The organism is Acidomonas methanolica (genome assembly GCF_004346035.1).
In the GTDB taxonomy this organism is placed as follows: Bacteria; Pseudomonadota; Alphaproteobacteria; order Acetobacterales; family Acetobacteraceae; genus Acidomonas; species Acidomonas methanolica.
This window is the reverse complement of sequence record NZ_SLZN01000002.1, coordinates 93,515-104,768: the sequence shown is the minus strand read 5'-3', so window position 1 is coordinate 104,768 and position 11,254 is coordinate 93,515. Positions and strand designations below refer to the sequence as shown.

Sequence of the window (11,254 nt, the reverse complement as noted above, 5' to 3'; positions counted from 1 at the left end):
CGGCGTGAGGGGCATGATCCCGTCCCGTTGCGGGCGGGGAAGACGGAGTGAACGCGGTGGTCTGGCTCAAGCGCAGGCTCTCTCCCGTTTGAGGACTCCGCCCAGCGAATTGCTGTTCCGCTGGGTGATCAGCACCGGCGCGGTCTGCCCGATCAGCGTCTCGGGACCATCGACATGCACCGCTTGCAGATAGGGTGAACGCCCGGCGATCTGGCCGGGCTTGCGGCCGCGCGCGGTGAAAAGCACCGGCAGCGTGCGGCCGATCATATCGGCGTTGAAGGCGTCCTGCTGCTCGCGCAGGAGCGCCTGCAACGCCTGAAGCCTGCGATCCTTCACCGCCTCGTCCACCTGCAGGGGCGCGCCCGCGGCGGGCGTGCCCGGACGGGGCGAGTATTTGAAGGAGAAGGCCTGGGCGAAGCTGATCTCGCGGATGAGCCGCATCGTCGCCTCGAAATCCTCTTCCGTCTCGCCGGGATGGCCGACGATGAAGTCGGAGGACAGGGCGAGATCGGGCCGCGCGTCGCGCAGGCGGCGGATGACGTCGCGATACTCCTCCGCCGTGTGGCCGCGATTCATCGCCTTGAGAATCCGGTCCGACCCCGACTGCACGGGAAGGTGCAGGAAGGGCATCAGCGCGGGGTTGTCGCGATGGGCGTCGATCAGCGACTGGTCCACGTCGCGGGGGTGCGAGGTGGTGTAGCGGATGCGGCCGATCCCCGGGATCGCCGCGATTTCCGCCGCGAGGCTGGCGAGAGTCGCGACGCCGCCGGCCCCGTCCTCGCCGTGATAGGCGTTGACGTTCTGGCCGAGCAGCGTGATCTCGCGCACGCCGCCTGCGGCCATGCGCCGGGCTTCGGCCAGCACGGAGGCGACGGGGCGGCTCGTCTCCGCGCCGCGCGTATAGGGCACGACGCAGAAGGAGCAGAACTTGTCGCAGCCTTCCTGAATGGTGAGGAAGGCGGTGAGGTTGCCGTCCGTCTGCGGCGCGGCCTCGGCGGGAAGGAAATCGAACTTGGTTTCCGCCGGAAAATCCGTGTCGATGACCGCGCCCCCCGCGCGCGCGGCGCGGGCGACCATCTCCGGCAGGCGATGATAGGTCTGCGGGCCGAGAACGATATCCACGAAGGGCGCGCGGGCGAGGATTTCCTCGCCTTCCGCCTGGGCGACACAGCCGGCGACGGCGATGACCGTCCTGCCGTGTCCCGCGGCCCGGCGCTCCTCGCCGAGTTTCCGCAGGCGGCCGAGCTCGGAAAAGACCTTCTCCGCCGCGCGCTCGCGGATGTGGCAGGTGTTGAGGATGACCATGTCGGCCTCCTCCGCGGCCTCGACCGGCCGATAGCCGAGCGGACGCAGCACGTCGGTCATCCGCGCGCTGTCATAGACGTTCATCTGGCAACCCCAGGTGATGACGTGCAGCGTCTTGCCCGTCCCGGCCTCGCGCGCCTCTTCCTGCCTGATGATGTCTGATGTCACGCCTGCTTCTCCTCTCGACCGGCCTCGCCCGCAGGCAAGTCCTCGCGCGCACACATCGTGCGGAATGGAGAGGCGATCAAGCCCGAATATGCAGGTTGGCGCTCCCGAAGGGGGCGCGGCGGACGGAAACAGGCGGGTCGCGGCGTGTTTCGATCGGAGTCGTCTCCCGGAAGCGGATCTCGGTACGGGCTACTTTCCGTTACCTTGGCGGCGCGGCCTGCCGACGTCAAGTATCCGTTACGCGATCCTGTCGAAGGGCGGCGGTTCCCTCGTTGACGATCCGGTGAACGGCGTTGGCGAGTTCCTTGCGTGTGCGGAATTCATCCGGGTCGATCGGGGGATGGAGCAGGACCGTCGCATGGGCGCTGCGCCACTGGCCGAACTGCCAGACATGCGGCGCGAGGTCCATGTCGCCGTACCATGCGAAGATGCTGCGCCGTGTCCGTCCGATCGGCAGGCCCTCCAGCGCGTCATAGACGAGCGAGACGGGCTGGATGATGACGGGCGGCGGCGCGACGGTGTCCGCCGGACGCTCGGCCTTGCCCGGCTTGGCGATCGCGAAGAAGGAGGACAGGAACGGCAGGACGCGCGTGCCGTCCGTCGAGGTGCCCTCGGGGAACAGCAGCAGGTTGTCACCGTCGGCGAGGCGATCCGTCATTTCCCGGAGTTCGCGCCCGGTGTTGTTGCGCTGGCGGGTGACGAAGATGGTCCGCCCCAGCCGCGCGAGGGTCTTGATGAGCGGCCAGTCGGCGATCTCGCTCTTGGCGACGAAGACGGTCGGCAATACGCCGCCGAGCACGGCGATGTCCAGCCAGGAGGAATGATTGGCGACGAAGATCACCGGACGCGCGCCCCGCTCCACCGCCTTGCGGTCGCGATAGGTGCCGGCGAGCGTGCCGCGAACGGTCAGCTTCAGGCCGAGAATGCGACACACCCCTGCCCAGAAGAGGCGGGCGAAGCGAATCTTCAACGTGCCGGAGGAGCGGATGAAAATGGATTGGATGGCGATGCAGGGAAGCGCCCAGAGCGCGACGGTCAGAATGCGCCGGGCCGAGCGTATCTGGCGGAGCACGCGGCGTTTCTGCCCCGGCACGAGGGGTCTGAACCAGGGTTCCAGACCGTCCTCTTCCGATAGCGACCGTCGCTGCGCATGTGTTTGGTGCATTGCCGGGACATAACCCGGAACTCGCTGCCCCGGCAATCTTGGACCGAGCTTCGCCTTGACAGGCCGCGCCGCGATGCGCCTTCTGGGGGTCGGCGGTCGCGGAAACGGGAGGGGCGGTGAAGCGAAAGCGGAAGAATTTCCAGCAGGTTCTGGCGCTTCTGTTGTGCTGCGCCGGGCTGTGTGTCGCGGGGTCGGGTTTCCCGGAGAGCGGCCGGGCGGCGGTGGACAAGGCCGCCGCTCACGAGGCGCCCGCTCACAAGACCCCGCGCGCGGAGGCCTATACCGTGACCATCGCGCCGACGGGCAATGCCACTCTGGACGGGATGATCACCTCGTCCTCCATGCTGGTCTCCTTGCAGCATGCCGGGACACCCGGCGCCTTCGCGCTGGCCGGGCGCATCCGGGGGGATTACGACCGCGTCGCCGCCGCGCTCGAAAGCAACGGGTATTACGCCGGAACGGTGACGATCAGCGTTTCCGCACGAGGTAAAGCCGCCGTGGACGGCCGCGATCCCTCCCTGCCGCAATGGTTGCAGACGCTTCCGGCCGGTGTCGTTCCGGCGATCACGGAAAAAATCGGCACAGGACCGCTTTTTCACGTGGGCACGATCCGGCTGGTGAGCGGGCCCCTCGCGGACGAGGGGAAGGCGCCGCCGATCACGCCCAATACGCCGCGCGGCGCCGCCGCTCCGGCCGTTCGGTCGCCCGCCGGCGAGACGCCGGTGACGCTGAACGCGGAGCAGCGGAAGGCCTTCGCGCTGCATGACGGCCAGCCCGCCGTCGCCGCCGATATTCTCGCGGCGCAATCGCGCCTCCAGACCGCCCTGACGGAGGAAGGGCACGCGCTGGCGAACGTTCAGCCGCCCGTCGCCTATCTGCGTCCCGCGACGAAGACGCTGGATCTCGTCTTTTCCGTCGGGGTGGGGCCGGTGGTGGATGTCGGGCCGCTCAGCTTCTCCGGCCTCGGCCATGTGCGCGAGAGCTTCGTCCGGCGGCGGCTGCAACTGCATGAGGGGCAGCTATACCAGCCGTCGGCGATCGAGGCCGCGCGCCAGGATCTCGCCTCGGTCGGCGTTTTCGCGTCAGTGGGGGTGCGGAACGCGCCGCCGCTCGTGCGCCTGGCCCGGGGCGAGGGCACGCCGGGCGTGACGCAGGCCATGCCGCTGCTCTTCACCTTCCAGGAGGCGAAACGCCATACCGTCTCGGCGCAAGCCGGGTTCTCGACCGATCTCGGCGGGCGGGCGGGCGTGAGCTGGACGCATCACAATCTGCTCGGCGCGGCGGAGCAGCTCAAGCTGACGATGCTCGTGACCGGGCTGGGCGGAACGGCGCAGCAGGGGCTGGGATACGACGTCTATGCCGATCTTCTCAAGCCCGACTTCCTGCGTCGCGGGCAGAATCTCAGCCTGCGCGTCGAGGCCATCCGCCAGCTTCTCTATTCCTACCGCCAGACGGCGTTCCTGGTGCGGGGCGGCATCATCCGGCACATGGGCCGTTACTGGAATCTGGCGGGGAGCCTGTCCGTCGAACAGGAGCGGATCCGGCAATTCGGCGATACGCGCAACTATATGATCGCCTCCATTCCGCTCCAGGTCAGCTTCGACGATACCAACGTCTCCAACCCCATCGAACCCGCGACGCATGGCGTGCGCGCGACCGTCGGGGCGACGCCCTCGGTGTCGCTGGAGAACCAGACGTCGTTCTTCACCATTCTGTCCGCCCAGTTCTCGACCTATTTCGATCTCAACCGCATCGGCCTGTCCCGGCCGGGCCGCAGCGTGATCGCCGTGAGGGGGATCGCGGGCTCCGTGCAGGGCGCCTCGACCTGGGAGATCCCGCCGGACCAGCGGCTCTATGCCGGCGGTCCAGCGACGGTGCGCGGGTTCCGCTATCAGGGAGTCGGCCCGCAATATGGAAAATACGCCATCGGCGGGACCTCCATGGATGCCGGAAGCGTTGAATTCCGGCAGCGGTTTTTCAAGAGTTTCGGCGCCGCCATGTTCGCCGATGCCGGGCAGGTCGCGTCGGGGAGTCGTCCGTTCCAGGGCACGCTGCGGGTCGGCTATGGTGCGGGCGTGCGATATTTCACGCCGATCGGTCCGGTGCGGGTGGATGTGGCGCTGCCCGTCAACCGGCCGCCGCAGGGCGATAAATGGGAACTCTATGTCGGGCTGGGGGAGACGTTCTGATGCCCGGAATGATCCACGGGCCGACTGGCGGCCCGATTGGCGGGACAGATGACGGGAAGCGCCCGCGCCGCTGGCGGCGGCGGCTGATCTGGCTGGCGGCGCTGCTGATCGGCGTGCCGGTGACGCTGCTGGCCATCGCCGTCGCCGTCCTGCTGATCGGCGCGAATACCGGCGCCGGACGCCGCCTGATCGAGCGGGAGACCGCGAGCGTCACCGGCGGGATGGTGGCGCTGGAGGGGCTGCGCGGGCGGTTCCCGCATAATTTCCGCCTCGACCGGATCGCCGTGCGGGACGCGAAGGGCGTGTGGCTGGAGCTGGACGGGCTGCATCTCATGTGGTCGCCGCTCGCCCTGTTCGGACGTAACGTGTCCGTCCATTCGCTCTCGGCGGACCGGCTGGCGGTCATGCGCCTTCCGGTCTCGTCTTCCGCTCCGGCGGCGTCCTCGCCCTCCGGCGGTTCGTCCCCGCTTCACCTGCGGATCATCGTCGATTCCCTGCATGTGGGACGGATCGAAGTCGCCGCGCCGGTCGCGGGCATTCCGGCCGTATTCGGGCTGGACGGGTATCTGCTGTTGCGGGATCTGGCGACGCTGCTTGACGGCCCGTCCCTCGCCGCGCTGCCGGTGGCGGAAATCGGGGTCGTTCTGCAACGGCTTGATGCGCCGGGTTCGCTCAAACTGTATACCGCCACGCCGAAGGGTGCCATCGACCTGCATCTGGCCGTCACCGACGGCGCGGGCGGATTCATCTCCTCCCTGACGCATCTCGACGCGCTGCAACCGGCGACGCTCCGTCTGGTGCTGCATGGTCCCTTGCGCGCGACGGCGCTCGATTTCGGCGCGGATGCCGGCCCGGTTCAGGCGAGCGTCGCGGGCCGGGTCGATCTCCTCGGGCAAAGCGGCGCGCTGGCCGTCCACGCGCATGCGCCGGCCATGACGCCGGTGACGGGCGTGACGTGGGACGGGCTCGATTTCGACGCCGATCTGCGCGGGTCGATGAAAGCGCCCGTCGGCACCGGCAATCTGGTGATCCGCTCGCTCTCCGCCGACGGAGCCGGGGTGGGCGAAGTGCGTGCCCGTTTCGACGGAACGGAGGGGGCGAGCGCCCAGGATGCGCTGGTTCATCTCCATGCGATCGCAGAGGGCATACGGCTGCCCGGGAGCGCGCCGACGGTTCTCGCCGCCGCGCCGCTGGAGCTCGATCTCCGGCTGCGCCCCGGCCTGCCGACCCTGCCCGTCACACTGGATGTGACGCACAAGCTGCTGCATCTCGCCGGGCAGGCGGCGCTGAAGCCCGCGCCCTCCGGAACTATGACGCTCGACCTGCCGGATCTCGCGCCGCTCGCGGCTGTCGGCGGGGTGGCGCTGAAGGGCCATGCGGGGCTCCGGGCGGCGTTCGCCGTGCCGGACCAGCAGGCGGGCGCGGCGTCGCTGAAGCTCACCGGCACGCTTGGGGTGACGGGCGGCATGCCGGCGATCATGGGGCTGATCGGTCCGTCCGGCACGCTCGCTCTGGACGTCGCGAGCCGGGTGCTGCGTCCGGGCGCGAAGGACTCTGCGCGGGAGATCGAACTGCGCTCCGTGAGCGTCAACGGGCAAAGCCTGACTCTGACGGGGCAGGGCATGGTGGAACTCGGGACAAAAACCGCGCTTCGCACCGATCTCGCCCTGGCTCTGTCCGATCTCTCGAAGTTGTCGCCCAGCCTGCGCGGCGACGCGGCGCTGAACCTCCATGCCGAGGGGCCGCTCGACGATCTGGCGGCCACCGCGCATCTCCAGTCCGATTTCGGCGCGCATGACGTGCCGAAAGGGCCGCTCACCCTCGATGCGGCCTTCACGCATCTTCCGGGTCATGCGGAAGGAACGGTGAAGGCGAGCGGAATGCTGGACCGCGCGCCGCTGGCGCTCGACGCCGCCGTGTCGCGGGGCGCGGACGGCGTGTTGCATCTGGGGCTGAACAACCTGTCCTGGAACAGCGCCGCCGGTCATGGAACGCTCATCCTGCCGCCGGGCGCGAAGGTGCCGCTGGGGACGCTGGACCTCGAGGTGAAGCGGCTGGCGGATTTCAACGCGCTGCTGGGTCAGCGCATCAGCGGCCATCTCAAACTGGCGGAGACGACAACCGCCGCATCCGCCTCCACGCCGCCAGTCGTGCATCTGACGCTGGACGGGGCGTTCGATTCGGCGCAGGCGCGGGTCGGCGGGCTGGCGCTGTCGGGGAGTGTGGCCGATCCCTCCGGCACGCCGTCGCTCGATCTGAAGATCGCGCTGGCGCAGCTTGCCGCGAAGGGGGTTTCCGCCCGCGCGGAGGCGCGCCTCAAGGGCCCGCTCTCGGCGCTGGACATCGCGGTTCAGGCGCGCGCGGCGACTCTCATGGGCGGTCCGGCTGCGTTCGACACCGCTTTGCGGCTCGATCTGCCGGGCAGGAAACTGGCGCTGTCCCGCCTGAACGCGGATGTGAAGGGCGAGAAACTGCGTCTGCTGGCCGGTGCTGCCGTCAGTTTCGGCGATCGCATGGGGGTGGACCGTCTGCGCCTGACGCTGACTCCGCCGCGTGGCGCGGCCGCGTCCCTCGATCTGGGCGGGACGGTGAAGCCCGCTCTGGATGTGACGGCCCGGTTCCAGAACGTCACACCTGCGCTGGCGCGGCCTTTCGCCCCGTCGCTGAACGCGGCGGGCACGCTGGAGGGGCAGGCCCGGTTGACGGGCAGCACGACGCGGCCGGAAGGGTCGATCACGCTCAGGGGGCGCGGGCTGCGGATGACGCAGGGGGTGGCGTCGTCGCTGCCTGCCGCCTCGATCGACGCGCAGGCGCAGTTGCATGGCGGGAGCGCGCGGCTGGACACGACCGTCAAGGCGGGTGACGAGATCGCGCTGGCCCTGCGCGGCACGGCTCCCGTCTCCGCGCAGGGAGCGCTCGACCTGCGGGCGACCGGGCATGTCGACCTCTCCATCGCCGATGCGGTGCTCGGCGCGCAGGGGATTTCCACCTCCGGGCAGGTGGCGCTCGATCTCGGGATCGGCGGCACGGCGTCCGCGCCGCGCGCGACCGGCTCCGTCAGCCTGCGTCATGCGACGATCAACGATTATGCCCAGGGCGCGCGGCTCTACGACATCAACGGGACGATCCGGGCGCAGGGCGACAGCTTCGCGTTCGAAGACTTCGTGGCCCATGCGGGGCAGGGGACGATCGGTGTCGGCGGCACGGTCGGCGCGTTCCGGCCCGGCCTGCCGGTCGATCTGCGCGTCACGGCGCAGAACGCCCAGCCGGTCGCCAGCGACCTGCTGACCGCGAGGCTGAACGCGGCGATTCGCATTCACGGTCAGGCCATGACGCGGATCGACGTGGACGGGAAGGTGACGATCCCGACCGCGACCATAAACATTCCCAATTCCCTGCCCGCCTCCGTGCCGCAACTCGACGTCATCCGCCCCGGACAGAAAGCGCCGACACCGGAGGAGACGGCCTCGCAACGGGTCATCGGGCTCGATCTGACCGTGATTTCGCCGGGCGAGTTCTTCGTGCGCGGGCACGGGCTGGACGCGGTGATGTCCGGCAAGCTCCATATCGGCGGCACGGCGTCGGAACCGGCGATCGACGGCGGGTTCGATCTTCGGCGCGGCAATTTCAATCTCGCGGGCGTCAACCTCAACTTCACCCAGGGACGGGTGGCGTTCAACGGCAGCGGGGTAAGCCACAAGCTCGATCCGACGTTGAATTTCCGCGCCGACCGCAATGTCGAGGGCACGCTCGCCAGCCTGCTGGTGACGGGCTATGCGAGCGCGCCGAAGATCGACTTCCACTCGAATCCGGAAGAGCCGCGCGATCAGGTGCTCGCCATGCTGCTCTTCGGCACAACCACGGCGAAACTTTCGACGACCCAGTTGGCGGAGCTGGCGGCGGCCGTGGCCCAGCTTTCGGGGGGTTCGTCCTTCGACCCCATGGGCAAGCTCCGCAGCGCGCTGGGGCTCGACCGGCTGGCCGTGGGCGGAGGCAGCGGCGTGAATAATGGCGGGGCCAGTGTCGAAGCCGGAAAATACGTGATGAAGGGCGTGTATGTCGGGGCGAAACAGGCGACGTCCGGCTCCGGCACGCAGGCGCAGGTTCAGGTCGATCTGACGCGCCACCTCAAGCTGAACACGACGGTCGGCACGGGCGGGCAGGTGACCGGATTCACCACGCCCGAAAATGATCCCGGCTCCAGCGTCGGGCTGGGTTGGGGCCTCAATTACTGAGGGGCGACCGGATCTCTTCTTTTTTCTGGAGAAAGAGAGCGGGGAATCGCGTCGACGGCGTTCACGATTCTCCAGTCGGCGCGCGACGCGGTCTCCCGCACCAGCGCGGCGTTCGGGCCGTCCACATGGGTCGCCCAGTCGCGCGCCTCCGCGGCGGTGCGGCCGAAGCGCATGTGGCGCGCCGTGAGCCAGGCGAGGCGTGTGTCCTCCGGCGTATCCACGAACCAGCATGAATCGAGCAGCGTGCGGACCGGCGCCCATGGGCCGTCGCAGAGGAGGTAATTCCCTTCGATGATGATCAGGCGCACGGAGGGCGGGACCGGAATCGCGCCGGCGATGGGCTCCTCGATCTCGCGGCGGAAGAGCGGGGCATAGATCGTGGCCGAGGGCTCCTCCCGGAGGCGGCGCAGCAGGGCGACGAAACCGGCGATGTCGAACGTGTCCGGCGCGCCCTTCCGACCGGCGCGGCCCAGACGGGCGAGTTCGCAATTCGCGAGATGGAACCCGTCCATCGGCACGTTCGCCACGATCGACGTTGCATCCGGCCCCAGAGCGTCGGCAAGGGTCGTGGCCAGGGTGGATTTCCCGCTTCCCGGCGCACCGGCAATGCCCAGCAGGACGCGCGCCGGAGACTCCATAAGATGGCGCGCGCGGGCGAGAGCCTCGGCAAAAGCAGTCACCGCCCGCTTTCCCGCCTGAGCGCGCCCGCGACGCCCTGCACGACAGGGGCCCAGTCATAGGGTTTCGTCTGCCGGAACAGGGTCAGGCCGGGATACCATGGGCTGTCCGTCCGGCCCGACATCCAGCGCCAGCAGGGGTTGAAGCGGTCCATCATCAGCACGCGCATGCCCATGCCTCCGGCGAGATGGACGATGGACGTATCGACCGAGACCACCACGTCCAGATTGGCGATCAGGGCGGCGGTGTCGTCCATATCCGTCAATTCCTCCGTGTGATCGACGATGTCGAACGGCGCTTCCTCCAGTTGAGCGGCGGCGGGGCCTTTCTGAAGGCTGTAGAAGGTCATGTTCTCCAGCTCGCGCAACGGTGCGAGGGCGGCGAGCGGCATGGAGCGCCGCTGGTCCACCATATGGGCCTCGGTGTTTTCCGGCCGCGGCGCGCCGCTCCAGACCAGCCCGACGCGATAATGGCGGTCGGCCGAAAGGCGTCGCGACCAGTACGCGCGTTTGGCGGGATCGGCGGGCAGATAGGGCACCGGCGCGCCGAAGGGCGTCGGGCTGGCGGCGAAGGCGCGGGGCAGGCTGATGAAGGGGCAGTGATAATCGTACTCGGGCGTCTCGCCGCCGATCTTGCATTCCGCCACGCCGTCCACCCGGGCGGCCAGCCGTGCGAGCACTTCCGGCCCCCAAATGGTGATCCGCGCGCCCAGCCTCGCGAGAGGCGGGATGAAACGGAGATACATCAGCGTATCTCCAAGCCCCTCCTCCTGAGTGACGAGGACGTGTTTGTTCCTCAGGTCCAGGCCCGGGACGATGTTGGGGAGGATGCGGTCGCGGGGCAGGCTGCTGTGGCCCGGAAGATCGAGGCGCCATTCATGTTCGGCCCAGCCCTGGGCGAACTGCGCGGCCTTGAGCAGGGTGATGGAGTGGTTGAGCCGGATCTGCGCCCGCGAGGGCGCGGCGAGGATCGCGCGACGGTAGCAGGGGAGTGCCTCGTCCATACGGTCCTGACCCGTGAGGATCACCGCGAGGTTGGTGTTGAGCGTGGCGTCGTCGGGCTCGCGTTCGAGCTGTTCGCGCAGCAGGGCTTCCGCGTCGGACAGACGGCCCTGCTGCATCAGAACGCCGACCAGAAGATTGATGCCCGCCTTGTGATGCGGGCGGCGGTCGAGGCTGCGCCGTGCCGCCTCTTCGGCCGCCGTCAGACGGCCGGTCTGGAGCAGGAGATGGCCGCGCAATTCGAGCAGCCGGGGGTCGTCCGGATCGCCCGAATCCAGCAGCATGTCCACCGTGGCCAGCAGGTCGTCGCGCCGGTTCGCGCAGGCGGCGTGATCCAGCAGCGCGGCGAGGGGATGCGGGCCGACGGGGTCGTTTTCCGCCTCCGCGGCGCTGAGCCGGGCCAGTTCGGCGAGATCGCGACGCATGAAGGAGTCGGCGAGCGTTTCGTCGGCGGCCGACGATGCGGGGGCGGACATGCTCATGATCGGCTAGGTTTCACCCCGCGATCTTCGC

Annotated in this window: 6 protein-coding genes; 2 read left to right on the top strand and 4 right to left on the bottom strand. The window is 69.0% G+C overall.

Annotated elements, in window-relative coordinates; all coding sequences use genetic code 11:
- Positions 1-66 precede the first annotated feature (66 nt).
- Together miaB and EDC31_RS02275 are read right to left on the bottom strand one after the other, a co-directional pair.
- Positions 67-1,473 carry a tRNA (N6-isopentenyl adenosine(37)-C2)-methylthiotransferase MiaB gene (gene miaB / locus EDC31_RS02280; protein WP_081797514.1) on the bottom strand — a complete coding sequence of 469 codons (1,407 nt, stop codon included), beginning with the start codon at positions 1,471-1,473 and terminating at the stop codon, positions 67-69.
- 226 nt (positions 1,474-1,699) lie between these two features.
- Positions 1,700-2,638 (bottom strand): lysophospholipid acyltransferase family protein, encoded by a 939-nt coding sequence (locus EDC31_RS02275; RefSeq protein WP_052511819.1) that lies wholly within the window; start codon positions 2,636-2,638, stop codon positions 1,700-1,702.
- Positions 2,639-2,859: 221 nt separating this feature from the next.
- Between EDC31_RS02275 and EDC31_RS02270 the strand changes: the two genes are divergently transcribed.
- The gene (locus tag EDC31_RS02270) at positions 2,860-4,827 is read left to right on the top strand and encodes an autotransporter assembly complex protein TamA (RefSeq protein WP_042057696.1); all 1,968 of its coding nucleotides are present in this window, start codon (positions 2,860-2,862) and stop codon (positions 4,825-4,827) included.
- The gene (locus tag EDC31_RS02265) at positions 4,827-9,062 is read left to right on the top strand and encodes a translocation/assembly module TamB domain-containing protein (RefSeq protein ID WP_239641614.1); all 4,236 of its coding nucleotides are present in this window, start codon (positions 4,827-4,829) and stop codon (positions 9,060-9,062) included. The genes EDC31_RS02270 and EDC31_RS02265 overlap by 1 nt, the downstream gene beginning before the upstream one ends.
- Here the strand turns inward: EDC31_RS02265 and EDC31_RS02260 are convergent.
- Entirely contained in the window at positions 9,056-9,742 is a 687-nt protein-coding gene (locus tag EDC31_RS02260) for a nucleoside/nucleotide kinase family protein (RefSeq protein ID WP_132126890.1), read from the bottom strand. The genes EDC31_RS02265 and EDC31_RS02260 overlap by 7 nt on opposite strands.
- Complete coding sequence (locus tag EDC31_RS02255; RefSeq protein ID WP_052511817.1) at positions 9,739-11,223, bottom strand: tetratricopeptide repeat protein; 1,485 nt, start codon at positions 11,221-11,223, stop codon at positions 9,739-9,741. Before EDC31_RS02255 ends, EDC31_RS02260 begins: the two co-directional genes overlap by 4 nt.
- Positions 11,224-11,254 lie beyond the last annotated feature (31 nt).

Bases quoted from the DNA above. Each gene is read 5' to 3' on its own strand.
- EDC31_RS02265 (WP_239641614.1), top strand. From the start codon at position 4,827: ATGCCCGGAATGATCCACGGGCCGACTGGCGGCCCGATTGGCGGGACA.
- EDC31_RS02255 (WP_052511817.1), bottom strand. From the start codon at position 11,223: ATGAGCATGTCCGCCCCCGCATCGTCGGCCGCCGACGAAACGCTCGCC.
- EDC31_RS02275 (WP_052511819.1), bottom strand. From the start codon at position 2,638: ATGCACCAAACACATGCGCAGCGACGGTCGCTATCGGAAGAGGACGGT.